Origin of the sequence: Synechococcus sp. CBW1002 (assembly GCF_015840915.1) — a bacterium.
GTDB lineage: Bacteria > Cyanobacteriota > Cyanobacteriia > PCC-6307 > Cyanobiaceae > CBW1002.
Window position 1 is genome coordinate 3,641,743 of record NZ_CP060398.1, and the last position, 22,481, is coordinate 3,664,223.

The 22,481-nt window shown below is 67.7% G+C and carries 30 protein-coding genes; 15 read left to right on the forward strand and 15 right to left on the reverse strand.

Going from position 1 to position 22,481, the window contains the following annotated elements; translation table 11 throughout:
* The first annotated feature begins 3 nt into the window (after window positions 1-3).
* The 4 genes from H8F24_RS17835 to H8F24_RS17850 all read left to right on the forward strand — a co-directional run bounded on the left by H8F24_RS17835 (window position 4) and on the right by H8F24_RS17850 (window position 2,531).
* Complete coding sequence (locus tag H8F24_RS17835) at window positions 4-246, forward strand: NAD(P)H-quinone oxidoreductase subunit L (protein ID WP_197156258.1); 243 nt, start codon at window positions 4-6, stop codon at window positions 244-246.
* Complete coding sequence (locus H8F24_RS17840) at window positions 243-578, forward strand: DUF3007 family protein (RefSeq protein ID WP_197156259.1); 336 nt, start codon at window positions 243-245, stop codon at window positions 576-578. The genes H8F24_RS17835 and H8F24_RS17840 overlap by 4 nt, the downstream gene beginning before the upstream one ends.
* Window positions 579-617: 39 nt before the next feature.
* Window positions 618-1,460 (forward strand): tryptophan synthase subunit alpha, encoded by an 843-nt coding sequence (gene trpA / locus H8F24_RS17845; RefSeq protein ID WP_197170420.1) that lies wholly within the window; start codon window positions 618-620, stop codon window positions 1,458-1,460.
* A gap of 267 nt (window positions 1,461-1,727) precedes the next feature.
* A complete protein-coding gene (locus H8F24_RS17850) occupies window positions 1,728-2,531 on the forward strand; it encodes a class I SAM-dependent methyltransferase (protein WP_197170421.1) in 804 nt (267 codons plus the stop codon).
* Here H8F24_RS17850 and H8F24_RS17855 read toward each other — a convergent pair.
* Window positions 2,494-3,723, reverse strand: a complete 1,230-nt coding sequence (locus tag H8F24_RS17855) for an aminotransferase class I/II-fold pyridoxal phosphate-dependent enzyme (protein ID WP_231597950.1) — start codon at window positions 3,721-3,723, stop codon at window positions 2,494-2,496. The two genes, H8F24_RS17850 and H8F24_RS17855, sit on opposite strands and share 38 nt — an antisense overlap.
* Window positions 3,724-3,821: 98 nt before the next feature.
* On the opposite strand from H8F24_RS17855, the gene H8F24_RS17860 reads away from it, so the two are divergent.
* On the forward strand, window positions 3,822-4,091 hold the full coding sequence (locus H8F24_RS17860; protein WP_197156267.1) for a YciI family protein: 270 nt from the start codon (window positions 3,822-3,824) through the stop codon (window positions 4,089-4,091).
* Window positions 4,092-4,107: 16 nt separating this feature from the next.
* Here H8F24_RS17860 and H8F24_RS17865 read toward each other — a convergent pair whose 3' ends face one another.
* Window positions 4,108-4,554, reverse strand: coding sequence for a c-type cytochrome (locus tag H8F24_RS17865; protein WP_370594771.1), 447 nt, complete (start codon window positions 4,552-4,554; stop codon window positions 4,108-4,110).
* Window positions 4,555-4,556: 2 nt separating this feature from the next.
* Window positions 4,557-4,934, reverse strand: coding sequence for an AbrB-like transcriptional regulator (locus H8F24_RS17870; protein ID WP_197170423.1), 378 nt, complete (start codon window positions 4,932-4,934; stop codon window positions 4,557-4,559).
* Between the two features lie 90 nt (window positions 4,935-5,024).
* Here H8F24_RS17870 and H8F24_RS17875 point away from each other — a divergent pair, with 90 nt between their 5' ends.
* A complete protein-coding gene (locus tag H8F24_RS17875) occupies window positions 5,025-5,501 on the forward strand; it encodes a GNAT family N-acetyltransferase (protein ID WP_197170424.1) in 477 nt (158 codons plus the stop codon).
* A 14-nt stretch (window positions 5,502-5,515) separates the two neighbouring features.
* Window positions 5,516-6,046, forward strand: a complete 531-nt coding sequence (locus H8F24_RS17880; protein ID WP_197170425.1) for a Nif11 domain/cupin domain-containing protein — start codon at window positions 5,516-5,518, stop codon at window positions 6,044-6,046.
* Here the strand turns inward: H8F24_RS17880 and H8F24_RS17885 are convergent.
* The 5 genes from H8F24_RS17885 to H8F24_RS17905 form a co-directional block, all read right to left on the reverse strand.
* The gene (locus tag H8F24_RS17885; RefSeq protein WP_197170426.1) at window positions 5,952-6,482 is read right to left on the reverse strand and encodes a phosphate-starvation-inducible PsiE family protein; all 531 of its coding nucleotides are present in this window, start codon (window positions 6,480-6,482) and stop codon (window positions 5,952-5,954) included. The two genes, H8F24_RS17880 and H8F24_RS17885, sit on opposite strands and share 95 nt — an antisense overlap.
* 40 nt (window positions 6,483-6,522) lie before the next feature.
* A complete protein-coding gene (locus H8F24_RS17890; RefSeq protein WP_231597951.1) occupies window positions 6,523-6,795 on the reverse strand; it encodes a hypothetical protein in 273 nt (90 codons plus the stop codon).
* A gap of 74 nt (window positions 6,796-6,869) precedes the next feature.
* Window positions 6,870-7,199: a hypothetical protein gene (locus tag H8F24_RS17895; protein ID WP_197170427.1), complete on the reverse strand. Its 330-nt coding sequence runs from the start codon at window positions 7,197-7,199 to the stop codon at window positions 6,870-6,872.
* Window positions 7,199-7,621 carry a YkvA family protein gene (locus H8F24_RS17900; RefSeq protein WP_197170428.1) on the reverse strand — a complete coding sequence of 141 codons (423 nt, stop codon included), beginning with the start codon at window positions 7,619-7,621 and terminating at the stop codon, window positions 7,199-7,201. The genes H8F24_RS17895 and H8F24_RS17900 overlap by 1 nt, the downstream gene beginning before the upstream one ends.
* A gap of 21 nt (window positions 7,622-7,642) precedes the next feature.
* Window positions 7,643-8,566, reverse strand: coding sequence for a sigma-70 family RNA polymerase sigma factor (locus H8F24_RS17905; protein ID WP_197170429.1), 924 nt, complete (start codon window positions 8,564-8,566; stop codon window positions 7,643-7,645).
* A 366-nt stretch (window positions 8,567-8,932) separates the two neighbouring features.
* On the opposite strand from H8F24_RS17905, the gene H8F24_RS17910 reads away from it, so the two are divergent.
* Complete coding sequence (locus H8F24_RS17910) at window positions 8,933-9,430, forward strand: DUF2214 family protein (RefSeq protein ID WP_197170430.1); 498 nt, start codon at window positions 8,933-8,935, stop codon at window positions 9,428-9,430.
* 167 nt (window positions 9,431-9,597) lie between these two features.
* On the forward strand, window positions 9,598-10,323 hold the full coding sequence (locus H8F24_RS17915; RefSeq protein WP_231597952.1) for a matrixin family metalloprotease: 726 nt from the start codon (window positions 9,598-9,600) through the stop codon (window positions 10,321-10,323).
* On the opposite strand, the gene H8F24_RS17920 is transcribed toward H8F24_RS17915, so the two are convergent.
* From H8F24_RS17920 to H8F24_RS17930, 3 genes are read right to left on the reverse strand one after another with little or no spacing between them, the layout of a single operon-like run.
* Window positions 10,264-11,097, reverse strand: a complete 834-nt coding sequence (locus H8F24_RS17920; protein ID WP_231597953.1) for a metal ABC transporter permease — start codon at window positions 11,095-11,097, stop codon at window positions 10,264-10,266. The genes H8F24_RS17915 and H8F24_RS17920 overlap by 60 nt on opposite strands.
* Window positions 11,090-11,866 (reverse strand): metal ABC transporter ATP-binding protein, encoded by a 777-nt coding sequence (locus tag H8F24_RS17925; protein WP_197156285.1) that lies wholly within the window; start codon window positions 11,864-11,866, stop codon window positions 11,090-11,092. Before H8F24_RS17925 ends, H8F24_RS17920 begins: the two co-directional genes overlap by 8 nt.
* Before the next feature lie 9 nt (window positions 11,867-11,875).
* A complete protein-coding gene (locus H8F24_RS17930; RefSeq protein WP_197170432.1) occupies window positions 11,876-12,913 on the reverse strand; it encodes a metal ABC transporter solute-binding protein, Zn/Mn family in 1,038 nt (345 codons plus the stop codon).
* 97 nt (window positions 12,914-13,010) lie between these two features.
* On the opposite strand from H8F24_RS17930, the gene H8F24_RS17935 reads away from it, so the two are divergent.
* The gene (locus H8F24_RS17935) at window positions 13,011-13,739 is read left to right on the forward strand and encodes an esterase (RefSeq protein WP_197172547.1); all 729 of its coding nucleotides are present in this window, start codon (window positions 13,011-13,013) and stop codon (window positions 13,737-13,739) included.
* On the opposite strand, the gene hisIE is transcribed toward H8F24_RS17935, so the two are convergent.
* Window positions 13,736-14,413 carry a bifunctional phosphoribosyl-AMP cyclohydrolase/phosphoribosyl-ATP diphosphatase HisIE gene (hisIE, locus tag H8F24_RS17940; protein WP_197170433.1) on the reverse strand — a complete coding sequence of 226 codons (678 nt, stop codon included), beginning with the start codon at window positions 14,411-14,413 and terminating at the stop codon, window positions 13,736-13,738. The genes H8F24_RS17935 and hisIE overlap by 4 nt on opposite strands.
* A gap of 162 nt (window positions 14,414-14,575) precedes the next feature.
* Between hisIE and H8F24_RS17945 the strand changes: the two genes are divergently transcribed.
* The 5 genes from H8F24_RS17945 to H8F24_RS17965 are packed head-to-tail and all read left to right on the forward strand — an operon-like array spanning window position 14,576 to window position 18,575.
* The gene (locus H8F24_RS17945; RefSeq protein ID WP_197170434.1) at window positions 14,576-15,043 is read left to right on the forward strand and encodes a 6-carboxytetrahydropterin synthase; all 468 of its coding nucleotides are present in this window, start codon (window positions 14,576-14,578) and stop codon (window positions 15,041-15,043) included.
* Window positions 15,040-16,005 (forward strand): permease, encoded by a 966-nt coding sequence (locus tag H8F24_RS17950; RefSeq protein WP_197156293.1) that lies wholly within the window; start codon window positions 15,040-15,042, stop codon window positions 16,003-16,005. Before H8F24_RS17945 ends, H8F24_RS17950 begins: the two co-directional genes overlap by 4 nt.
* Window positions 15,981-16,745 (forward strand): TIGR03943 family protein, encoded by a 765-nt coding sequence (locus H8F24_RS17955; protein WP_197170435.1) that lies wholly within the window; start codon window positions 15,981-15,983, stop codon window positions 16,743-16,745. Before H8F24_RS17950 ends, H8F24_RS17955 begins: the two co-directional genes overlap by 25 nt.
* A complete protein-coding gene (locus H8F24_RS17960; protein ID WP_197170436.1) occupies window positions 16,742-18,088 on the forward strand; it encodes a hypothetical protein in 1,347 nt (448 codons plus the stop codon). Before H8F24_RS17955 ends, H8F24_RS17960 begins: the two co-directional genes overlap by 4 nt.
* Before the next feature lie 34 nt (window positions 18,089-18,122).
* Window positions 18,123-18,575 (forward strand): Fur family transcriptional regulator, encoded by a 453-nt coding sequence (locus H8F24_RS17965; protein ID WP_197170437.1) that lies wholly within the window; start codon window positions 18,123-18,125, stop codon window positions 18,573-18,575.
* Here the strand turns inward: H8F24_RS17965 and H8F24_RS17970 are convergent.
* The 3 genes from H8F24_RS17970 to H8F24_RS17980 all read right to left on the reverse strand — a co-directional run bounded on the left by H8F24_RS17970 (window position 18,536) and on the right by H8F24_RS17980 (window position 22,338).
* Entirely contained in the window at window positions 18,536-20,161 is a 1,626-nt protein-coding gene (locus H8F24_RS17970; RefSeq protein WP_370594772.1) for an iron uptake porin, read from the reverse strand. The two genes, H8F24_RS17965 and H8F24_RS17970, sit on opposite strands and share 40 nt — an antisense overlap.
* A 156-nt stretch (window positions 20,162-20,317) precedes the next feature.
* Window positions 20,318-21,166 (reverse strand): hypothetical protein, encoded by an 849-nt coding sequence (locus H8F24_RS17975; protein WP_197170438.1) that lies wholly within the window; start codon window positions 21,164-21,166, stop codon window positions 20,318-20,320.
* A gap of 101 nt (window positions 21,167-21,267) precedes the next feature.
* Window positions 21,268-22,338 carry a multicopper oxidase domain-containing protein gene (locus tag H8F24_RS17980; protein ID WP_197170439.1) on the reverse strand — a complete coding sequence of 357 codons (1,071 nt, stop codon included), beginning with the start codon at window positions 22,336-22,338 and terminating at the stop codon, window positions 21,268-21,270.
* Window positions 22,339-22,481 lie beyond the last annotated feature (143 nt).

Consider the following 22,481-nt stretch of genomic DNA (forward strand, 5'->3'; position numbering starts at 1 on the left):
GTCATGCCCGGCTTCCTCACGGCAGACAACCTGCTCGGGCTTGGAGCGTTTGTTGCCCTCGCGGGTGCCTACCTGGTGGTGGTGCCCCTGGCCCTCTACTGGTGGATGGTGAAGCGCTGGTATGTGATGGGCAAGATTGAGCGCTTCGGCGTCTACGGCCTGGTGTTTCTCTTTTTCCCCGGCCTGATCCTGTTCTCTCCCTTCATCAACCTGCGCATGGCAGGCCAGGGAGACGCGGGCTCATGAGCCGCGCTCAGGCGATCCTGCTGGGTCTGCTGGTCTTCGGGCTTGGCGGGATTGGCTATGGCATTTTCACCGCCACTGGTTACGAGGGCTTCAGTGCCGGCATCGCCTCTTCGGTGCTGCTGGTGCTGGTGGTGGTGGGCTGGACAGCCACCTACCTGCTGCGGGTGGTGACTGGAAAAATGACCTATATGGAGCAGCGTCGCACCTACCGCGAGGCCTACGACGCCCACACGATCGAGCAGCTGCAGGCCAAATTCGATTCCCTCAGCCCCGAGGAGCAAGAGAAGCTCCTGGCTGAGGTGGGCCAGCTCCAGGCCGACGCCGACATGTGACCCCATAGGCTCGCTTCCGACGCCCCTTCGGATCGGCTGATGAGCCCCTCTGCCGCGACACCTTCCGCCTGCAGCGCTGCTACGGCCATCGACCAGCGGTTCGCCTCCCTCGCTGAGCAGGGACGCTGCGCCCTGATGCCGTTCCTGATGGCCGGCGATCCCGATCTGGCCACCACCGCTGCGACGCTGCTGACACTTCAGGAGAACGGCGCCGATCTGATTGAGCTGGGAATCCCCTACAGCGATCCCCTGGCCGATGGCCCGGTGATTCAGGCCGCCGCCAGCCGCGCCCTGCGGGCCGGAACCACGCCGGCATCAGTGCTGGAGCTGCTGGATGGTCTGCGCGGTGCGCTCAGCACGCCGGTGGTGTTGTTCACCTACAGCAATCCCCTGCTCAACCGGGGCATGGAGACCTTCTGCAAGGAGGCCGCCAGCGCCGGTGCCGCCGGCCTGGTGGTTCCCGATCTGCCTCTGGAGGAAGCCGAAAAGCTCTCGCCGATCGCCGCCGCCGAAGGGCTCGACCTGGTGCTGCTGGTGGCCCCCACCACTCCAGCCGACAGGATGGCCCGCATCCATGCCGCCAGCCGAGGGTTCACCTATCTGGTCAGTGTCACCGGCGTGACGGGGGTGCGGACCAGCCTGCAGAGCCGCGTCGGCAGCCTGGTGCAGCAGCTCAAGACCAGCGACGGCACCCCCGTGGCCGTGGGCTTCGGCATCTCCGGACCTGAGCAGGCCCGCCAGGTGCGTGACTGGGGCGCCAACGGAGCCATCGTGGGCAGCGCTCTGGTCAAGGTGATGGCCGAAGCCCATGCCGCCGGAGAGGATGTCGCCGCTGCTGCCGGCCGGTTCTGCTCGACTCTGCGTCTGGGGCTGGACGCCTGAGTCTTGCTGGGGAGGAGCTCAGGCGAGGCCTAGGGGGTTGGCCATGTCGACGGCTGCAAGCCCGGCTGCACCGATTGGCTGAGGGGAAGGGACGTCCGGCTGGTCGTTGGCTTGAACCTGCAGGGCAGGACCGCAACCTGCCGGAAGCAAAGCCAACAACCCAGCAACCACCAGGAGGAATGGGGTTGCAACGGAACGGCCTTGGAGCCGCTGGAGGGTTCGTTGGAGGGCCATCACCCACATGCCGTTGCCTCCATGATGGCTTTCATGCCGTCAAATGCACCAGGAAAGTCCACGAGTCCAGGTGCTCCGGCCGCCTCCCGCTGGTTCGGCGCCGTGGCCGGCGACTACGCCCGCTACCGGCTCACCTACCCGGAGCCCTTCTTCGCCCGCTTCGCGGCGCGTTGTCCCCAGCGTGATCGGGTCTGGGACTGCGGCTGCGGCAGCGGCCAGGCCTCCCTGGCCCTGGCCCGCCACTTCAGCGAGGTGATCGCCACCGATGCCAGTGCCGAGCAACTGGCAGCGGCCGCAGCGCAGGAGCGGGTGCACTACCGCTGCGCTTCCGCGACAGCCAGTGGCCTGGAGCCCGCCAGCGTTTCAGGGGTGATGGTGGCCGCGGCGGTGCACTGGTTCGCCGGACCCGCCTTCGACGCCGAGCTGCGTCGCGTGGCACGACCGGGTGCCGCCATGGCCTGGATCGGCTACCTGCCCGTGCACATGCCCTCCGCGGCACTGCGCGCCTGGTTTGAGACGTTCTACAGCGACACCCTGGCGCCCTGGTGGCCTCCCGAGCGACGGCTGGTCGACAACGCTTACCAGGATCTCACCTTTCCCGCAGAGGAATGGCCCTTCCCCGACGATCTGGCGATTGAGCGTCACTGGGACCTGGCCACCTTCCTCGGCCATCTGGGCACCTGGTCGGCCGTACAGCGGGCTCGGGAGCAGGGGGTCGATCCCCTGGTGGAAGCGGAGAGGGACCTGCGGGCGCTCTGGCCGCGGAATGGTGCGGCACCCATCGATCTCACCTGGCCATTCATGGGCCGCTGGGGCCGGATTGGATCAGTGCCTTGATGCCCTGCCTGAGGCGCCGCAGTGCCTCCTCCAGCTCCGCCGCATTGAGCATGCCGTAGCTGAGCCGCAGCACACAGCCGTGCCTCTGATCCACCAGCCCGAAGCTCGCGCCATCCACGCTGGCCAGTCGCTGCTCCAGCACCAGCCGCCGCATCAGATCCCGCGAACCCAGGGTGCCGCCAGGCGCATCGATGCGCAGCAGGGCATAAAAGGCCCCATCCGGCTGGGCCAGCAGGGCACAGGGCAGGCTTTCAGCCGCCTCATTCAGGGCGTTCACCAGCTGGCGGCGACGCTCCCCCAGGGCCGCGATGCGCGATGCACACCAGGCTGGGCCAGCCTCCAGGGCAGCCAGGGCAGCCCGCTGATTGAGCAGAGGCGGACAGATCATCACCGTGTCCTGCACCTTGGCCACAGCGGCCATCAGCTGCTGGGGCAACGCCGCATAACCGATCCGCCAGCCCGCCATGCCATAGGCCTTGGAGAGGGAATACAGCGAAATGGTGTGGGCACCACTGCCCGCCAGGGAGCCCGGGCTCCAGTGGGGTTCGGCGCCATGCACGAACAGTTCGTAGGCCTCGTCGTTGATGTGGAACAGGCCGTGGCGCTCGCACAGGGCATTGATCGCCGCCAGCACCGATGCGGGAATCACCAGGCCGCTGGGATTGTTGGGGGAGATCGTCACAATCGCGCGGCTGCGCGGTGTGATCGCCCTGGCCAGAATCTCCGGGTCCGGAATCCAGCCGGCCTCCACCGGCACCGGCACGCCGCCAGCCAGCTGGATCGCCATGGCGTGGTTGAAGTAATAGGGAACCGGCAGCAACACCTCACTGCCGGGATCACAGATCACCTGTGCCACAGCGTTGAAGGCCATGTTGCTGCCGGCCGTGACCAGCAGGGCGCTGCCCTCCAGATCCAGCTGGTTCTGGTGCCGCAGCTTCGTGCCGATCGCCGCCAGCAGCTCCGGCTCGCCGGCCATGGCACCGTAGCGATGCAGGGCGGCGCTGCAGCCGCCTGGCTGGCTGGCAGCGGCGTCGAGAGCCTGCCGAACGGCGACATCCACCCCGGGCGGCGGAGCCCAGTGCACCATCCCCTGGGCCAGGGAGAGGGTGCCGGGGGTCTGGCGGGTCAGGGCCGCCACCTCCGGAATCACAGGGCTGGCCACCGCCTCCAGCCGGGCGGCGGCTGGTGGCACGGCTGACGCGCGCTCAGACCACCCTGCCGAGCTGCTTCCTGCTGTGACGGATTGCTGTCCCATGGGCCTTACTGTCGGACCGCACCGACCGATTGGTGATGGCGAAGTTTGTGCTCTGGGGCACCTACTGCGACAACGCTCTCGAAAAACGCACGCCCTACCGCCAGGAGCACCTGGCGGGTCTGCAGCGCCTCAAAGAGGCTGGAACCCTGGTCACCCTTGGACCCACCGAAGCCAGCACCCACGTGTTCGGAATCTTCGAGGCCGGATCTCTGCAGGAGGTTGAAGACCTGGTCAAGTCCGACGTCTACTGGCGCAACGGCATCTGGACAGCCGTTGCGGTCTATCCCTGGATCCAGGCGTTCTGAGGTGCCAGGCCCTGGATCAGGTGTCCCGAGGCTGTCTGGGCCAGTCAGCCTGGGCCTGCTGCCACACATAGGCCGCCACCACGGACACACCCTCATCCCCAAGCACGTCGGCATAGCCGCCCATCTGACCCACGCCTGCTCTGGCGATGGCGGCAACGGCGTCGGCATCAGCGATGCCATTGCGTTGCAGGGCCGCCAGTTTGAGGGTCTTACCGCGACGAATGATGTTGCCTCCCTGCAGGTGACAACCGGCGCAATGATTCTCGAACAGCTGTGCACCGCTTGACTGGGAAGCACTGACCTGGGCAGTGCTGACCTGGGCAGTGCTGACCTGTTCAGACCTGGGCTCGGCTTCAGCCAGAGCCAGCGCGGCTCCGGGCTGGACGATCAGCAGCGAAGCGACCAGCCCAAGCACCAGCAGCCATGGGATGACCAGGCCACCCCATGAACACTTGCGCTGCACTGTCACTCGTCCTCATCCTCAAGCATCTCTTCCATGGCACCGACGGGCAGCAGACGGATCTGTTTACGACCCAGCTTGATCTCGAACTGCTCACCGGGCTCCAGCTCGAGCAGGGCGGTGTAGGCCTTGCCGATCAGCAGGTTGCCATTGCCCTGAACCGTGGCGATGTAGCTGAGCTTGCGTCCACCTTTGCCAACCTTGCCGCCACCACCGAACGCCACGCCCTTGGCTTCGAGCAGGGCCTCGTAGAAGGCGGTGAAATTCAGTCGATCGCCTCCATCCTTCTTGGACGACACATAGCCGCATTCCCGGACGATCTCCGACTTGCTGGCATCACCGAGTTCCTTGACCTTGGCCAGTAGTTCCGTTCCGATGAGCATGGAATGTCTTCGCTAGCAATTGACCGACCCCCGTAACGTACACCAGCATTAGCTGTTGTCGTGACACCAACCCATGCCACCACAAGTTTCATGACCCTCATCCGTCCGCTGGTTGCCGAGGATCTGAACCAGCTGATTGACCTCTATCACGACGCCGTAATCTCCCAGACTCAGGGTCTCTACAGCAGCACACAGATCGAGGCCTGGGCCACCAACGCTGCTCGCGGCGATGCGGTGCGTTCCGCCCTCTGCAACGGCTACGGCCTCGCCAGTTGCGTAGCAGACGATTCCCAGCGGATCGAAGCCTTCGCTGTACTCGATCCGATCGATCGACTCTCTCTGCTCTATTGCCGCGGCCGTTCATCCCGCCAGGGGCGCGCCACGGCCCTGGTGCTCCAGCTGGAAGCCCATGCCCGCCGTCAGCATTGCGCGCAGTTGCGCACCGAGGCCAGCCAGCTGTCACGGCCCCTGCTGACGCGACTCGGCTGGGAGGTGCAGGAGGAGGAGGAGGTGCTCTTCGGCGGAGCGACGTTTCTGCGCTGGCGGATGATCAAGTCGCTCCGTTGATCCGTGCTCCTGCCATGGCCGAAGCCCAGCTGCAGCAGTTCCTCGAGAAGGTTCGAGCGCTCCAGGCCTTCGTGGCCCTCAGCGAAGCGGATCCGGCGCTGCGCCAGGCCCTGCGCGACTGCAACCACCACCATCAGGTGGTGAGTCTGGCGCAAAGCCGTGGTTTTGAGATCGGTCGCCGCTGGGGAGAACAGGAGAACCCTACCGCCGGTGATGACAACCTGCTGGCTGGTTCCTGTCCAGCCGCTGGAACCGAAGAGACCCGCCTGCTGCTTGAGGCGCCAGGCCTGCGTCTGGAGCGGATCCATTCCTGCGACTTCGCCAATCCCGACCACTTCTGGTACGACCAGGAGGAGCACGAATGGGTGCTCTTGCTACGCGGCAGCGCCACACTGCGCTTTGCTGATGAACCCGAGGCGCGGCAAATGACAGCCGGAGACAGCCTCTGGATCAGAGCTCATCGAGCCCATCGTCTGGAACGGACGGATCCGGCTCCCGGTTCCGTATGGCTGGCCCTGTTCTCGAAGGCGGCTTGCGCAGACTGAGGCTGCGCACCAGCCAGAAGGCAGCGGCCAGAGAGAGCACCGCGATTCCCAGACCCACAAGCAGCTGCGGCTTGTTCTCCGCACCGGGTGGCAGCACAATCACCTTCCGGGCAACGGCGGTGATCGCGGTGAGAAGCACCAGCTCAATCTGCACCACGTGGCGCCGCAGATAGGAGGTGATGTTCTGCAGCACCTCCAGGGCGATCAGGAGATTGAGCAGATCGCCCAGCACTGCGGTGAGGTCGTCCCCCATCCAGCGGCTGTTGGAGGTGAACAGCGAACCGATCACGACCGCGACCAGTTGGAAGGTGGCGGCGGCAATCACCACGCAGAGCACAAGGGCAAGCAGCTTGGCCAGCTGCTGCTCCCCTCGATCAATCAGATGCAGGAAGCCACCATCATCGGTGACACGCCGAAACCAGGGCCTCGTTTTCATCTGCACGGCTGCATGCGCATCGCTGTCGACTCTGGGTCAGTCAGTTCGGGAAAGGATCCATTTGGGGCCTTGCCGGCGTGTCGCTGGGGGAATTCTCCAGCTTGGTGTCACAGGTGATCGAACCATCCTCGGCGGTGACGCAGTTCTCAGGTTTCACCTTGGTGGAGGGGCCGACCGAGCTGCCAGGGCCCAGCAGAAACCTCTGGCTCTGGGCTCTGCCAGGGTCGGCACAGAGCAGAGCCAGGCTGGTGGAAGCCGTGATCAAGGCCAGCCCGGCGAGGAGGGAGCTGCTGGTGCGGCGCGAGGTCGTCATGTCAGAGGTGGCAAGTGGATCGTCGGACTGGACGGGAGAAATGGGCTGGTTGGCCACACTTTGCCTGTTGGCTGTCAGGGCTGACGATCGCCGCGGATCTCCTGCAACAACAGATCCAGTTCACCCAGCTGATCGTCGAGGGCCGAATGACCCACCGCTGCCTGAGGATCCACCCCCTGATCCTCCTGCTGCCAGAGCTCCTCGATGCCGCAGAGCCGCTCCGCCAGGCCCGTCAATCCATCGGTGTGGTGGATCTGTTCAAGCGCGTCCACCAGCACCGGCATCCGAATCGAAGCGGCCCGCAGTGCCCGCCTCAGATCGGCCTGGTTGCGGCCGGCATGGCGAAGCCAGTCTTTGAGGAAAGACTGGAGATCTTCGCGCTGATCGGTACTCAGGGACGGCATCAGCGGCCGGGGGGGAACCAGCGATCCAGTCTGCGCTGCGCCCGGCGCTTGATGTCGGGGGTGAGATGGCGTGTGCAGAGCCCCAGAAGGGCCGTGATCGCGACCAGATCGTCGCTGAAGCCAGCCGCCGGGATGAAATCGGGGATCAGGTCGATCGGCACCAGCAGATAGGTGAGAGCCGCCAGCACGGTGAACCGCACCTGGGCGGGAGTGGAGGCATCAAGCAGCAGCTCAAGGCACTCCAGGGCCGGCCGTGCCACCAGCCGCCCGGCGCGGCGCAGCAGGCGCAGCAGCACGGCCTCATCGACCACCCGGCTTTCGAGCACCTCAGCTTCCACCTCCAGTCCTGGGGGATCGGGATCGAAACCTTCAGCGGCGAAGGAGGAAGGCCGTGCCGAAGATGCCGCGGAGCTGGAAGTCATGGCGCCGGTCGCGCAGGACTTTCATTCTGCTTCCACCAGACCGCTCTCGATGCCGGCTTTCCGCAGCTTGCGCAGGGCCCGCTGAACCACCTGTCGGCAATATTCGCGGCTGCAGGCCAGTTGACGGGCCACCTCCGCCAGGGTGCGCCATTCATTGCTGCCGTCCAGCCCGAACCGCAACAGCACCACGGTGCGCTCCTTGGGTGTGAGGCTGGCCCGCTCCAGCAGTGCCCACACCGAGGCACTGCGTTCGGCCAGCTCTGCCCGCTCCATCGGCGGCATTTCGTTGCTGGGCAGAACGTCCACCAGTTCGGAGGGATCCGCCTTCGACTTCACCACCCCCTGCAGGCTCACGGTGACACTGCGCAACTCGCAGCCCAGCAGATCCTCGACGTCACCCAAGGGCAACTGCATCATCCGGGCCAGATCACTGGCGGCGGGGGGTAGTCCATTGGCCTGGAGATAGCGGGCCTTGGCGGCCCGCAGCCTGGTGAGCTTCTCGTTCACATTGACGGGGATCCGAATCGTGCGGCTCTGGGTGGACAGGGCACGGTTCAGTCCCTGACGAATCCACCAGTAAGCATAAGTACTGAAGCGATGTCCGCGGGTGGGATCGAATTTCTCGACGGCGCGGGTGAGCCCCAGGGTGCCTTCCTGGATCAGATCGAGCAGATCCAGCCCCTTGCCCTGGTAGCGCTTGGCCAGATTCACGACCAACCGCAGGTTCGCGGTGATCATCTGGTCCTTGGCGCGCTCACCCAGACGCATGGTGCGCCGCTCGAGATCGCTGTACTCGCAGGCGGGGCCACTGCCGCCAGCGTCGTGGCAGCGCTCCTGTAGCCCCACCATGGCCTGCACCTTTCGCCCGAGGGTGAGCTCCTGCTCGGGAGTGAGAAGTTGATGCCGACCGATTTCACCGAGATAGGCGCTGAGCGATGTCGCCATTACAACCACTACCGAGACTGAATTGAACCTAGGCTGATTTGATCAGGGGACACGAGCCAGATGAATGACAACCAACGTTTCGACTCTCTTCGTAACCTTTGACTGATTACATATTCTCTTCCAGTTCCTACACTTTCATCTGATTACAATTGCAGCCCCTGGGGCGTATCGCCTGGATCGGCGGATGCGGTGGGCCCCAGCCGAGAGGTTGGTTCTGAGATGCGCGTTGTCATCAGAAGAGGATTGCCCTGAACAACGGTCTGTCCCGGGCAGCGGCCCGGGCAGCGGTCTGTCCAGAGCAGCGGTGGCCGTCCGCTGAGGCCGGAGTGCCTTGGCTACCGTCGCTGCCAACGCTCCACCCCATCGATGCCAGGCTTCGCTGCCCTGCCCACCCCGGTGCTCTCCAGCGCCGGCGTGGCCTACGTGCATTACCTCAGCTTCATGCTCTGCTTCGGGGCCCTGGTGCTGGAGCGGCGGCTGATCCGCCCCAACCCCAGCAAGCAGGACGCCACGCTGATGGTGATCACTGACGTGGTCTACGGCCTGGCAGCCCTGGCCCTGCTGGGGAGCGGCATCCTGCGCGTGCTCCACTTCGGCCAGGGCAGCGCCTTCTACACCGAGAATCCCCTGTTCTGGTGGAAGGTGGGCCTTTACCTGTCGGTGGGGGGCCTGTCGCTCTATCCCACGATCACCTACATCCTCTGGGCCATTCCGTTGCGCAAGGGTGAAGCTCCGCAGGTGAGCGAGGCCCTGGCCAAGCGTCTGGGCTGGATCCTCAACATCGAGCTGGCCGGATTCGCCGCCATCCCCCTGTTGGCCACGTTGATGGCTCGCGGCGTTGGACTGCCTGGAGGAGCCGGGTGAGGACTGGCCGCACCGGGCGGATCCTGATCGCCAGTGCGGCTTCAGGGTCAGCCTTTGCAGTCTTGCTGTTTGGCGCGATGGCGCCACCTCCGGCCGCAAGGTCAGTTTCCCCGGTTCCCAGGGCTCCGCTGGCACCCCCCACAGTCTCGGATCAACCCAATTGCCCAGTGCCCGAGGCGGTCCTTGCGGCAGTTCCACCAGAGACGCCGATCACCCAAGACTCGATCGCCAGGACACCGACTACCAGGCCATCGAGCGGCACGGCACCGTCAGCAGCCAGTCCCGAGGGTTTCGAGGATTACCGCCACCGGCTCCAACCTGGCCCCTGGGGCTGGATTCACCGCTCTCCCTGGTGCATCTGGATCGAACCGATCGGGGACGAGGCCTCCCTCTGGGATCTCCGCTGGAGCGAGGCGGTGGAGGCGGCCCTGACCCGCTGGCAGGAGCTGCTGGTGATCGAGCGGGTGGAGGATCCCGCCGCCGCCCAGATTCAGGTGCTGCGGCGCCGACCGCCGCTGCGGCTTCTGGAGGGAGAGCAGCGGGCCAGCCATGGGCGCGCTGAGCTGCTGGGGGCGCGCTGGGTACGGCACAACGGTGCCTGGCAGCTGGAGCCCCGCCTGCAGGTGCTGCTCTCTCCGAACCAACGGCAGCTGGGCATCGAAGCCACCGCCCTGCATGAACTGGGCCATGCTTTCGGGTTGTGGGGCCACAGCGACCAGCCTGCTGATGTGATGGCAGCTGTGCCAGGGGCAACCCCAGTGCTGGAGATCGGTCCCCGCGACCGCGCCACCCTCAGCTGGCTGCAGCAGCAGCCCAGTGTTTTCGCCCCCGACTCAGGCGGCCCGGCCCTGCAGCCTCCGGCCGGCAGCCAGGGCGAGCAGGAAGCCCAATAGCTGCACGATCACCACGCAGGGTCCGGAGGGAAGGTTGAGGAACGCTGAGGCCAGCACGCCCACCACGGCGCCGCCGCTGCCGAGGGCGGCGGCCAGCAGCACATAGCCACCGAAGTGGCGGCTCACCAGCCGCGCGGCGCAGGCCGGAATCACCACGAAGGCACTGATCAGCAGCACCCCCACCGCCTTGATCGACACCGCCACCACCACCGCCAGCACGACCACGAAGAGCAGGCGCTGCCGCTGAGCCTCCACCCCGCGGGAGAGGGCAAGGGACTCATCGAGGCTGAGCAGGATCTGGCTGCTGCGGGTCGCCCACAGGTAAGTGCCGACCCCCAGCAGCAACAGAGTGACCAGCAGCAGATCAAGCCCGTCCACCCCCAGGATGTCGCCGAAGAGCAGCTGCTGCAGCCCGCCCTGGTACCCGGGCAGCAGGCTCAGGGCCACCACCGCGATCGCCAGGGAGGAGGAGTAGATGATGTTGAGCAGGGCGTCGGTGGGCAGCTGGCTGCGCTCCACCAGGTGATTGACCAGCAGGGCGAACAGCACCGCGAAGGGAATCAGCACCAGGGTGGGATTCAGTCCCAGGGCCACGCCCAGGCTGATGCCGAGCAGGGCCGAGTGGCCCAGGGCATCACTGAAGAAGGAGAGCTGGCGCAGCACCGCGAAACTGCCCAGCACGCCTCCGAGGGCGCCGGTGAGGGCACCCGCCAGCAGTGCCCGCTGCAGAAAGGGCAGGGCGAGCAGCTCCGGAAACGAGACCGCGTCACCCACCGGCGCCATGGTGGTGGTGATAGGGCAGATAGTCGCGGCCATAGAGCCGCTCCAGCTGGGCCTGACTCAGGGCATGATCGGGGCTGCCGGAGCAGCGCAGGCTGCGGTTGAGGCAGAGCACCCCATCACAGGTGCGGCGCACCATGTCGAGGTCGTGGGAGACCTGCAGGATCGTCCAGCCCTCGCTGCGCCGCAGGCTGAACAGGAGCTGCTGGAAGGCCTCCGAGGCCTGGGGATCGAGGCCCGCCTGGGCTTCATCGAGCACCAGCAGCCGGCGGGGGCGAACCACGCAGAAGGCCAGCAGCACCCGTTTGAGCTGCCCGCCGGAGAGGTCACTGATCCGCTGCTCAGCGAAGCCCTCGCAGCCCGTCTTGGCCAGGGCGGAGCGGATGGCATCACGGCGTCGCCCCTCGCCTCTCCAGGGCAGGCGCAGTCTGGTGCCATCCCAACCGAGACCCACGAATTCCGTCACGGTGAGCGGGATGGGTCCGGTCAGGGCCAGCCGCTGCGGCAGATAGGCGATCTGCTCGCGCACGCTGACGGGAAGGCGGCCCCGGCCATCCAGGCGTTCGCCCAGCAGCCGGACCTGGCCGCCCTGATGGGGAAGCAGACCGAGGATGGCCTGCACCAGGGTGCTCTTGCCGGCGCCATTGGGGCCCACCAGCGCGGTATCGGATTCAGCGGCGAGCGAGAAGCTGACGTTCTCCACCGCGGTGGTACCCCGCCGCCGCACCGTGAGGCCGCTGACTTCGAGAATCATTTCCGCCATCGCTTCAACCTAGCGATCCGCGGGAGCGCCCACCCCGGCGGACCGGGCCGCCGACCCTCCCAGCGCGGCGGCCACCGCGGCACCGTTCGCCTCCATGGTGCGCAGATAGCGGGCGGCGGACGGTTCGCTGCTCTCCTCACCCCGCTCCAACGGATCGAAGCGCAGGATCGGCAGACCCAGATCACGGGAGAGGGCCACCAGGGCCCGGTTGTTCTGCTGGGGCTCGGCCAGCAGGCCCCGCAGACCCTCCCGGCGAGCGATGCGACCGGCCTGCTCGAGGGCGGCGATGGAGGGACTCTCCCCGGGCAGGCTGACAAGCACGGCCCGCTGGAGTCCGTAGCGCACCGCGAAGTAAGGCAGCAGATCATGGAAGGTCACCACGGTGCGGCCCCGATAGGGAGTCAGCTGGCGATCCAGCGTCTGGTGGAGAGCGGTGAGTTGTCGCGAGAAGGCCTCCGCTCGCTCGTCGTAACCCTTGCGGCAGCTGGGGTCGGCGGCGATCAGCCCATCGCGGATGGTGCCCACCTGCTGACGGGCCCGCAGGGGGTCGAGCCACACATGGGGATTCACATCCCCATGGCTGTCTGAATGGTCGTGGTCACCGCCATGCCCATGGCCATCGTCGTGGTCCGCCGGCAGGGGAGTGACACCGCGGCTGGCCTCGATCACCCGCAGATCAGAACGGCCGGCACCGTCGATCAGGGGCAGCAGGAAGTCATCCAGGCCGAGGCCGTTGCGCACCAGCACCCTGGCCCGGGCGAGACGGGCCATCTCGGCCGGTCGCACCTGCAGGTCATGGGGATCGGTGGTGGAGGGGAAGAGGGGCTCCACCGTGGCGCAGTCGCCGGCCACGGCCCGGGTCAGCAACGTGATCGGCAGCACCGTGGTGACCACCACCGGCCGAGGTGGCATCGCCCCGGATTCGGCCCTCCCGGTTTCAGCGGTCGGCGGGGATGCGGGCCCACCGACGGGGGCAGTGCATCCGGCCAGAAGCAGCAGTGCCACCCCCGGCAGGACGCCCAGGCACGCGGGAAGCAGGGAGGCCATGGCAACGCCAGAAGCATGAGAATCATTCTCCCAGGTGATTGGGCCGATCCTGCCGGGGGGATGGTTGGCTGGTGGCCTGTCCGTGACGCCCCCGGCGATGACCCAGCAGCCGATCGTGATCCTCGGTGGCTTCCTGATCACCGCCGAGGCCTACGAACCCCTGCGGCTCTGGCTCCAGGACCAGACTTCCCAGCCGGTGCTGCTGGTGCCCGCCAGCCGGTTCGACTGGCTGCTCACCTCCTTCCCCTTCGGCTGGGTGCGGCTGCTCGATCGGGTCGCCGTCCTGGTGGCCGAACAGGCCGCCCGTTCCTCCACGGGCCGCGTCACCCTGATCGGCCACAGCTCCGGTGGGGTGATGCTGCGCCTCTTCCTGGCGGATCAACCCTTTGAAGGTCGCACCTACAACGGCAAAGCCCGAGCCGACACCCTGGTGATGCTCGGCAGTCCCCACACCGCGCGGCGGGCCACGCCGCTGCGCCAACGGGTCGACCGGGAGCTGCCCGGTTGCCCCTTCGCCGATCAGGTGCGCTACGTCTCGGTGGCGGGGGACCTCCCACCCGCTGCCTTCAGCCCCACCGCCCGCCGCCTCGCTCCGTCCTCCTACCGCAACATCTGCGGCGATGCCGACGCCCCTGGCGATGGTCTTGTGCCCGTGACTTCGGCCCTGCTGGCTGGATCCGAGGCGATCACCCTGGCCGGGGTGGCCCATGGTGGCGCCTTCGGACCGCGGTGGTACGGCACACCGGAAGTGGCGGCGCAGTGGTGGCCAGCAGTGGTGGCAGGGTTGGGCGAGGGTGCAGGCCCAGGCAATGGCTGCCCTGACTAGCCGCGGCGGGGGGCACCACGGCGGGCGGCCAACACCTCCTGCACCTGCCGCCAGCTCACCCCGTGGTGGGCCAGCGCCACCTGCAGGTGAAAGAGCAGATCCGCCGCCTCGCCGGCGATCGCAGGGCCGTCGTCGTCCTTGCAGGCCATCACGAACTCAGCGCTCTCCTCACCGATCTTCTTGAGGATGCGGTTATCGCCCCCCTCCAGCAGCTTGTTGGTGTAGCTGCCCGGTTCCGGCTGGTCGCGGCGGCCCTCGATCACCCGCATCAGTTCGGTGCAGGCGTCGGCAGGGGGAGGCGGGGCCTCCGCTCCACCGGCGGTGGCCAGCGGGCCCTGGTCGTAGAAGCAGCTGCGCGCTCCGGTGTGGCAGGCCACGTCACCGATCTGCTCGATGGTCAGCAGCAGCACGTCGGCATCGCAGTCGTAGCGGAGGCCCCGCAGCCGCTGGAAGTGACCGCTGGTGGCGCCCTTGTGCCAGAGCTCCTGCCGGGAGCGGCTCCAGTAATGCACCTCGCCGCTGGAGAGGGTGCGCTCGATCGCCACCCGGTTCATCCAGGCCACCATCAGCACGGCCCCATCGAGCCAGTCCTGGGCGATCGCCGGGATCAGGCCAGCGTCGTTGAAGCGCAGCGGGGGCAACGACTGAAGGCTTCCCTCCAGGGGTTCGGTCATGGTCATCGGGACCCGCAGGTCAGTCGGAAGCGGAACCACAGCCAGTTTCGCCTTCCGACGCCCACGGATTCCGCCCACTCCCGCCGATAGCTCCCGCAGAGCCCTGCAGCGCCCCGACCGGCCGCAGGACACAGCAGACTTGCCGCCGGTCCGCCGAGCCCCTTGAGTCACACCTGTTCCAAGACCTTCAGCGGCTATCCCTGCTGCCATCGCCAGTGGCGCCACAGCGGCCACTGCCGTTTCGTGCACGGCTACAGCCGCTCCTTCACCGTCTGGTTTCGGGCTCTCCAGCTGGACCAGCACGGCTTCGTGGTGGACTTCTCAGCCCTCAGCGGCCTGGAGCAGCGCCTCGCCGACCAGTTCGACCACACCTTCCTGGTGAATGCCGACGACCCGCTCCTGCCGGACTGGCAACGCCTGCACGCCGGCGGCGCCCTCGATCTGCGGGTGATGGACAACGTGGGCATGGAGGCCAGCGCCGAGCTGGTGTGGGGCTGGGCCAACACCCTGCTGCGGGAGCAGGAGGGGGGGCGTGCCTGCTGCTGGAAGGTGGAGGCCCGTGAAAACGAGAAGAACGCCGCCTGCTACGAGGCCACCCCCACCTGGTTCCGGACGGAGGTGGCCGGATGAACGCGGCCCGGCTGGCCACGGCCTGGGCCCTGTTCCAGGGGCTGCTGATCGAGGCCATGCCCTTCCTGTTGCTGGGGGTGCTGATCTCGTCGGTGGCCCGCTGGCTGGCCCCCGGCGGCCGCTGGCTGCGGCAGCTCCCCCACCATCCCCTGGGCGGTCCCCTTACCGGGGCTGCCCTCGGTTTCGCCCTACCGGCCTGTGAGTGCGGCAATGTGCCGGTGGCCCGCCGCCTGCTGGCCGGTGGGGCGCCCCTGGGCACAGCCCTGGGCTTCCTGTTTGCCGCGCCGGTGCTGAACCCGATCGTGCTGGCCGGCACCTGGGCCGCTTTCCCCAACAAGCCCTGGCTGCTGCTGGCCCGGCCCCTGGGAGCCGTGCTGGTGGCCCTGGCTCTGGCGAGCCTGTTGGCGCTGCTGCCGGAATCCCGCCTGCTGCAGCCGGATCTGCTGGCCGAACGGCGTCTGCATCAGCCCCTGGCCAGCGTGAACCTGCTGGAGCGCAGCACGGGGGTGCTGGGGGGCAATGCCGCCATGGTGCCGGCGGCCGTCAACCCGCCGCGGCCACCCTGGTCTGAGGTGCTGCGCCACGGCAGCCAGGAGTTCCTCGATCTGGCGGTGCTGCTGGTGCTGGGCTGCGTCATGGCGGCCCTGGTCCAGACCCTGGTGCCGCGGGAGTGGCTGCTGGCGGTGGGCGGCGCCCCCACCCTGTCGATCGTGGCGTTGATGCTGCTCAGCCTGATCGTTTCGGTCTGCTCGAGCGTGGATGCCTTCCTCGCCCTGAGCTTCGCGGCCCAGGTCACCCCCGGGGCGCTGCTGGCCTTCCTTCTGCTCGGGCCGGTGATCGACCTCAAGCTGGTCGGTCTGCTGGGGTTGCTGTTGCGTCCCGTGGGCCTGGCCCTCACCGCCGCCGGTGCGAGCCTGACGGTGCTGCTGATTGGGCAATGGGTGAACCTGTGGCGCGGCTGAACCCTCCCCATCGCCCCGGCTGGGGGGATCTGCCCCGACGGGCCGCCCTCTGGCGGGGCCTGGGACTGGGCCTGTGGGGGCTGGTGCTGCTGCAGAGTGCCGCCAGCGACCGGCTCGCCCTGCTGCTGCGCGAGGTGTTCCATCCGCTGGTCTGGCTGGCCGGGGCTTTGCTGCTGCTGCTGGGAGTCCTGCAGATGGCCCAGGCCTGGCGCCAGGGAAGCAAGGCCGGGGCCCCTGGAGCGGATCGGCTGCGCCGTAACCAACTACCGGGGCTACTGGGCACTGCGGTGCTCGCCCTGCTGGTGCTGGCCGTGCCGCCGAACCCCTCCTTTGCGGATCTGGCGGGCCAGCGCCCCCGCGACACCACCAGCGAGGAGGGCCTCAGCTTCGTGTTGCCCCCGGCCCAGCGCAGCCTCACCGACTGGGTCCGGCTGCTGCGCAGCCAGCCCGATCCCCGCCTGTTCGTCGGTGATCCGGTGCGCATCAGCGGCTTCGTGCTGCCGATGGAGGGGGAACCTCCGCAGCTGGCCCGCCTGCTCGTGCGCTGTTGCCTGGCCGATGCCACCCCCGTGGGAATGCCGGTCCGCTGGCCGACAACCTCGCCCCTGCCTCGGGCCGACCAGTGGCTTGCCCTCGAGGGGCGCATGGCCCTGGAAAGCAAGCCCGGCGGCGAGCGTCTGGTGGTGGTGCCCACCCAGATTCGAGAGATCCCACGGCCGGCCCGGCCCCTGGAGCCATGAGGCAGCTGCTGCTCGCCCTCGGGGTCCCGGCAGTTTTGGCGTTGGTGCAGCAGCAATGGCTGTTGCGCCAGCCTCCAAGGCTGGAGGCCCTCGAACCGGCGCCCGCCAGCTCCGGCCCTGCGGCCCTGCGCAGCCGCTTCAGCCGGCCGATGGACAGCGCCAGCATCGCCAGGTCCAGTCAGCTGCAGCCGCCCCTGGAGCACCGCTGGCTGGGGGAGGGCGATGGTCTGATGCTGAGTCTTTCAGCGGGGCAACGTCTGAGCGAGCCCCTGCGCCTGGAGCTGGAGGGGCGCGATCGGCGCGGGCTGGCCCTGCGGCCTGGCGCCTGGTGGTGGGATCCGCGGCCGCGGGTGCTGGCCGTGGTGCCGGTGCCGGGGGGCGAACAGCTGCAGCTGCGGGAGCGGGACGGTCGCTGGCATCCCCTCTCGCCGGTGTGGCACCGGATCCTGCAGGTCCAGCCCACCGGCGGCGGCCGGTCGCTGGCTCTGGTGAGCCGTTCGCCGGAGGGGGAGCACCGGGTCTGGCGCCTGCCCCTGCGGCAACGCAACCTCGCCCCATTGGCCCAGGGACTGGGCCCCGTCCAGGCGGGCCGCCTGGAACCTCTGCTGCCCGAAAGCCTCACGTTTGCCCACCTCAGCGGCAACCAGCGCGGCGATCTGCTGGTCCAGTCCACCATGGGCATGCCGGGAGAATCGGTGCTGCGCCTCTGGTCAGCTGGGGGCGACTCACGCCTGCTCGATCTGGAGGCCTCCGGGGGGGTGCAGCTGCTGCCGGAGGGGGGAGCGGCGGTGGTGCCCCTGCCTGAGGGACTGGCCCTGGTGGATCTGCCCCCCCGGGTTGCCCGGCGCCAGGTCCTGCCGGGCAGCCGGGATCTGAGCAGCTTCTGCCCCCAGGCCGGCAGGGCCCTGCTGGTGCGCCACTGGCCCGATTTCCGCCGATCGCTGGAGCTGGTGGAACCCGGCCAGGCACCGCGACAGCTCTGGGTGGGTTCGCAAGCCCTGATGGCCAGTGCCTGTGATCGGGGCGGCCAGCGGGTCTGGGTGCTGCTGCTGGACGCCACCGGGGCCCAACGCCTCACCTTGCTCTCCCTCGATCGGCAGGGCCGGCTGCTGCGCCGCCGCACCCTGACGGGCTGGGAACTGGAGCCCGGTACGGGGTTGCAGTACGACCCCAGCACCGACCGCCTGCTGGCGACGCTCCGGCCCGTCGCCGCGGCGGGCAGCACGACGGGTCCGAAGCAGACCGTGACGGCGGCGCGCGCCGTACTGATCGACGCCACTCGCCTGGAACTCGATCCTCTCGATCAGCCCGTGCTGCAGGCGCAATGGCTACCGGCGGGGTAGAACAAACCCCCCGTCGCCTGTCGCTTCGCGTTCCATGGGTCCGCCCCCCACCACTGATCGACTTCCGCCTCGCCAGCAGGGTCTGCTGAAGGAGCTCGGCCGGGCCGATGCGGAACTCTCCGGCCAGGAGCTCCACGCCCGCCTGCGGGGAGGTCCCCAGGCCATGGGGCTGGCCACGGTCTACCGGCACCTGCGTCAGCTGCAGCAGCGGGGGCTGGTGCGCTGCCGGCATCTGCCCACGGGCGAAGCCCTGTTCGCCCCCACCGAGCGGGACGAACACCACCTGACCTGCGTCGACTGCGGCACCTCCCTGGTGCTGCACCACTGCCCCGTCCATGGCCTGGCCCTGCCGGACGGTGACCTGGCCGGCTTCCAGCCCCTGTTCCACACCCTCGAATTCTTCGGGCTGTGCCGCGACTGCCGGCAGCGGCAGGAGACCGAAGCGGATCAGAAGCTGAAGGAGGTCTTCACCAGGCCGCCGAACTGATGAAAGCTGCGGCCGTCCGGGCTGTCCTGCCCGAGCGGGCGGCTGAGGTAGAAGAGCGCCGGCGTCACCGAAATGTTGTCGGTGAGCTGCATCTTGTACCACCACTCCCAGACGAAATTGCCGTCGCGGGGTGTGTCGCCACCCTCGAGGCTGGTGGCGAAGGTGGGCTGTCCCATAGCCATGCCGGCGGCATTGCCGCTGGCGAAGGCGTCGAGCCACTGCAGGCCCACGCTCCACGACTGGCTGGTGCGCACACTGCCCGCCGGGGCATCGTCGTAGCGGCTGCGATTGATGCCCCAGCCCGCGCTGATCGAGGGAATCCAGCCCGTCGTCTGCGGTTGCCAGTAGCCGCTCAGTCCGAAGGCATCGGTGCTGCCAGGCAACAGGTAGCTGTCGAGGGTGAAGGGGGTGCCGTAGACCACGAGGTCGTTGCCGTTCTGGATGCGTGACCAGATCGCGGCCACGCCCCAGGTCTCCTGGCCGTAGCCGATCTGCACCGTGCCGGTGCCCCCGGCGCCATCGGTGGCGATGCCGCCCTGAGCCGGATTGCCCTCCTGGCCATGGGCCGCCACGTAGCTGGCGCTGAGGCTCAGACCCCCGTCGCTCTGCCACCAGAGGCCGGCGCCGGCGCCGAGATTCTTGTTGTAGGCCGCCGGTGCCCCGTTCAGGGTGAGCACGTCCAGCACCGCAGAATCGGGGTAGACACTGGGCCAGAGGGCCAGCATGTCCTCCTGGCCCACCCGGGCGCCGATGGTGGCCGTAAGGCCGGAGCCGAGCGGCACCTGATAGAAGAGCCGATCGATCCCCACGACATTGGGACCGCCCTCCTCCTGGAAGGCGGTCTCCAGCTGGGAGAGGTTGGTCGGACCGGCACCGCCGAAGCTGTTGCTGTCACCTTCGAAGTTGCCGGCGCGCAGGGTGGTGCGCAGCAGGTCCTTGCCGGTGAAGGAGGTGTCGAAATTGAGCTGGACGTCGTAATTGAACGTGGTGGCACCGAAGCGGCGGCGGCTGTCCTCCACCAGCGCGGCGGCGCTGCCGCCAAAGGCATTGCCCCCCAGCACGAAGGTGGCCAGGCCGGAGAGTTTGGTGGTGGTGGAGAACTGGGTCGCCTCCAGCTCGCCCACCTTGGCTTCAAGGCCGTCGACGCGGCCGCGGAGGACGGCGAGCTCCTTCTCGAACTCCTTGATCAGGCGCTTGAGCTCGTCGGTCACCTCGGTGATCCGATCGAGGCAGGCGTTCAGCAGGGCCGCCGCTTCGTAGCGGCTCATGGCCTGGCCGCCCCTGTAGGTGCCGTTGGGATAGCCGGCGACGCACCCGTAGCGCTCGATCAGGTTGCTGAGAGCCTGGTAGGCCCAGTCCGTGGGGCGAACGTCGGAGAGCTGGTTGATGCTGGTGACCTGCTCCTGGCCCTCCAGGCCGGCGGCAGCGGCGTAACGGTTCATCCCCTCGAGATTCAGCTCCGTTGCCTCAGCGGCAAGGGGGCTGAGCAGCAGCGTTGCCGCCAGAGGGGCGAGGCAGGCACGGCGGCGAGCGGCGGCGGGGCTGACCATCGGATGCGTCACAAAGGCTGAAGGGGTTTGGGACATCGGTGGGATCAGGGGCGACAAAGCGGCGAGCGCCCTGCGCCAAGAGCGAGAATCATTCTCACCGTTGCAGCAGTTTGCTGGATCAACCGGATGCCTCAGTCGACGCTCCGCCCTGTTGGAGGAGTGTCCAAAGGGAGTCGCTCAGAGCGGCCTCTCTCAGAGGGCGGCCGTCCGTTGCCGCACCTCCTGAGCCGTGAGCACGGGGCGACTGGGCGGCACCGGATCGGGCCAGGCCGGCTTCAGGGCCGCGAAGGTGGACGCCAGCTTCCGCTCCAGGGCAGGGTCACTGGCTGCCAGTTGCGGCGCGATGCCGCTGAAGAGCTGCTCGGCGTAGAGAACAAATCCCCTGGAGTCCTGGTATTCCACCGTTTCAGCGATCCGGCCATCGGTGATGGCCGCCTCGTACTCGCTGGCGGCGGTGTTGAGCAACTCCCGAATCACCGTCGCCACAAAGGCCGGATCGCGGCGCTCCCAATCCGGCAGCACGGCGAGGGCCTGATCGATCGAGCGGCGGGCCTCTTCCACGGCTTGCGCGGTGGCCGGTGCCGTGGGAGCTGTACGGATCAGGTCTTGCAGCACCGTGAGCTTGCCTCGGAAGGGCACCGCACCCCGGCGGCTGAGTTCCGGCTCCAGGTCGCCGTAGAGCTCATCGGCGGGATGGGCCAGGTGGGGTTCAGCATCCGCAGCCCGGCCCCGCTGCATCAGCTCGCCGGCCACCAGCAGGTGCCCCTGCATCAGGCCCAGCACCGTGGCGTAGGTGAGCGGTGAGCCCGGATCCATGCGTTCGCCATGGCCAGTGTTGCCGTGCCCGGCTTCGCCCTCGCCTCCCTCGCCCCCCTCTCCACCTTCGTGGTGGCCTGCGCCAGGGGCAGGGGACGTGGCAGTGGCGCCGCCGCTCTCGGGCCCCGCCGCGCCGTCCTGATAGGGCAGACCGCAGCCCACAGCCAGACCCGCCGAAGCACCGAGGGCGAGAAACAGTTCAATGGCACGGCGCCCCTGACCCATGGAATCGGCAACAGCTGGATGGGGCGATCCTCCGCCGGCCTCGGCAAAGGGCAAAGCCTTCTGTCACGCTGAAGTGTGACGAACGTGACCTGGCCGCGTGATCAACCGTTGATCGGGCGCGGCACAACGTTGAAATGCCCCATGCAGCCGCGCTCGGCGATCTGATCCTGGTGGGGATGAAACATGTATAGGCCAGGGTAGCGATAGCTGAACTCCAGAATATGGCGCTCCGCCATACCCATGGTGATCACATCACTCAGCTCATCCGGAGTGGAGGAAAGACCGGAGCGATACACCTTGAAGAGATTGGCATGGAGGTGGAAGGTGAGCGGCCCATCCCACTCGACCATGTTAAGAACATAAAGTCGAATCAGAGCATCCTGATAGAGATCGATCGGATGATCCCGGTAGTAATTCGGGATGCCATTAAAGGCATACAGATCATTGCGCCCCTGGCCCTTCAGGTCATAGCCCCCCATCACCAGCACCAGTTCGTCGGCGGGCGGTCGTGGCGTGACAGGATCCACGATCAACAGGCCATACAACCCTTTACTCACATGACGGGTCACCGGGGCCACATGGCAGTGGTAGGGATGGATGCCGTGAGGTTCGGCATCAAATTCATAGACGGTGTTGCGCCCGTGGCGCACGGGTCGGATCCCATCCATCGCGGCCGGATGGATGCCATGAAAATGAAGGCTGTGGGAGGTGCTGTCCTGGTTGCGGAACACGATCCGCAAGCGATCGCCGGCATTGGCCCGCAGGGTCGGACCGGGCACCCGTCCATTCAGGGCCCAGGCCTTGAAGGTCACGGCCGGGTTGAGCGGCAGCAGGGTGGTGTCGGCCGTGAGATCAAATTCCCGCACAAGGCGGCCGTCTTCCCGGCGGACGGTACCGGTGTGGAACTCCCGCAGGACCGCCATCGGGTCGAAGGGAAGCGGCCTATCCCCTTCGCCGGCAGGGGACAGCGGTGGATGGCGTTGACCGGCGGGAGGCTGTCGCCCAACCCCGCCGGACCGCGGCAACAGCAGACCCCCCAGGCCCAGCCCCAGGGCTCCGGCCGCGAGGGGAAGGATCTGGCGCCGACTCCATCGCGTCGGTTGACTGGAGGAGGGCTGATTGGCAGGCAGCTGACCTGAAGAGAGCTGGCCGGAATCGGGTGGGCCTTGCATGCAGGCGGACAAAGAGGTCAGGTGACGGGGGCCTGGGAGCTGATCCTCTGCAGTGCCCACGTGAACGCAAGGCGATCAAGCTAAGCCGCCGTTACCGGGGTTCCGATGGAAGGTCCGGCAGGTCCGCCGACAGGCTTCTCACC

Excerpts from the sequence above, each read along its gene's own strand:
- hisIE (WP_197170433.1), bottom strand. The coding sequence starts at position 14,413 with ATGACCGAACCCCTGGAGGGAAGCCTTCAGTCGTTGCCCCCGCTGCGC.
- H8F24_RS17950 (WP_197156293.1), top strand. The coding sequence starts at position 15,040 with ATGAACGCGGCCCGGCTGGCCACGGCCTGGGCCCTGTTCCAGGGGCTG.
- H8F24_RS17970 (WP_370594772.1), bottom strand. The coding sequence starts at position 20,161 with ATGTCCCAAACCCCTTCAGCCTTTGTGACGCATCCGATGGTCAGCCCC.
- H8F24_RS17980 (WP_197170439.1), bottom strand. The coding sequence starts at position 22,338 with ATGCAAGGCCCACCCGATTCCGGCCAGCTCTCTTCAGGTCAGCTGCCT.
- H8F24_RS17955 (WP_197170435.1), top strand. The coding sequence starts at position 15,981 with ATGGGTGAACCTGTGGCGCGGCTGAACCCTCCCCATCGCCCCGGCTGG.
- H8F24_RS17965 (WP_197170437.1), top strand. The coding sequence starts at position 18,123 with ATGGGTCCGCCCCCCACCACTGATCGACTTCCGCCTCGCCAGCAGGGT.
- H8F24_RS17850 (WP_197170421.1), top strand. The coding sequence starts at position 1,728 with ATGCCGTCAAATGCACCAGGAAAGTCCACGAGTCCAGGTGCTCCGGCC.
- H8F24_RS17960 (WP_197170436.1), top strand. The coding sequence starts at position 16,742 with ATGAGGCAGCTGCTGCTCGCCCTCGGGGTCCCGGCAGTTTTGGCGTTG.
- H8F24_RS17900 (WP_197170428.1), bottom strand. The coding sequence starts at position 7,621 with ATGACTTCCAGCTCCGCGGCATCTTCGGCACGGCCTTCCTCCTTCGCC.
- H8F24_RS17840 (WP_197156259.1), top strand. The coding sequence starts at position 243 with ATGAGCCGCGCTCAGGCGATCCTGCTGGGTCTGCTGGTCTTCGGGCTT.
- H8F24_RS17860 (WP_197156267.1), top strand. The coding sequence starts at position 3,822 with ATGGCGAAGTTTGTGCTCTGGGGCACCTACTGCGACAACGCTCTCGAA.
- H8F24_RS17870 (WP_197170423.1), bottom strand. The coding sequence starts at position 4,934 with ATGCTCATCGGAACGGAACTACTGGCCAAGGTCAAGGAACTCGGTGAT.
- H8F24_RS17925 (WP_197156285.1), bottom strand. The coding sequence starts at position 11,866 with ATGGCGGAAATGATTCTCGAAGTCAGCGGCCTCACGGTGCGGCGGCGG.
- H8F24_RS17895 (WP_197170427.1), bottom strand. The coding sequence starts at position 7,199 with ATGCCGTCCCTGAGTACCGATCAGCGCGAAGATCTCCAGTCTTTCCTC.
- H8F24_RS17930 (WP_197170432.1), bottom strand. The coding sequence starts at position 12,913 with ATGGCCTCCCTGCTTCCCGCGTGCCTGGGCGTCCTGCCGGGGGTGGCA.
- H8F24_RS17875 (WP_197170424.1), top strand. The coding sequence starts at position 5,025 with ATGACCCTCATCCGTCCGCTGGTTGCCGAGGATCTGAACCAGCTGATT.
- H8F24_RS17880 (WP_197170425.1), top strand. The coding sequence starts at position 5,516 with ATGGCCGAAGCCCAGCTGCAGCAGTTCCTCGAGAAGGTTCGAGCGCTC.
- H8F24_RS17890 (WP_231597951.1), bottom strand. The coding sequence starts at position 6,795 with ATGACGACCTCGCGCCGCACCAGCAGCTCCCTCCTCGCCGGGCTGGCC.
- trpA (WP_197170420.1), top strand. The coding sequence starts at position 618 with ATGAGCCCCTCTGCCGCGACACCTTCCGCCTGCAGCGCTGCTACGGCC.
- H8F24_RS17835 (WP_197156258.1), top strand. The coding sequence starts at position 4 with ATGCCCGGCTTCCTCACGGCAGACAACCTGCTCGGGCTTGGAGCGTTT.
- H8F24_RS17885 (WP_197170426.1), bottom strand. The coding sequence starts at position 6,482 with ATGAAAACGAGGCCCTGGTTTCGGCGTGTCACCGATGATGGTGGCTTC.
- H8F24_RS17975 (WP_197170438.1), bottom strand. The coding sequence starts at position 21,166 with ATGGGTCAGGGGCGCCGTGCCATTGAACTGTTTCTCGCCCTCGGTGCT.
- H8F24_RS17935 (WP_197172547.1), top strand. The coding sequence starts at position 13,011 with ATGACCCAGCAGCCGATCGTGATCCTCGGTGGCTTCCTGATCACCGCC.
- H8F24_RS17905 (WP_197170429.1), bottom strand. The coding sequence starts at position 8,566 with ATGGCGACATCGCTCAGCGCCTATCTCGGTGAAATCGGTCGGCATCAA.
- H8F24_RS17910 (WP_197170430.1), top strand. The coding sequence starts at position 8,933 with ATGCCAGGCTTCGCTGCCCTGCCCACCCCGGTGCTCTCCAGCGCCGGC.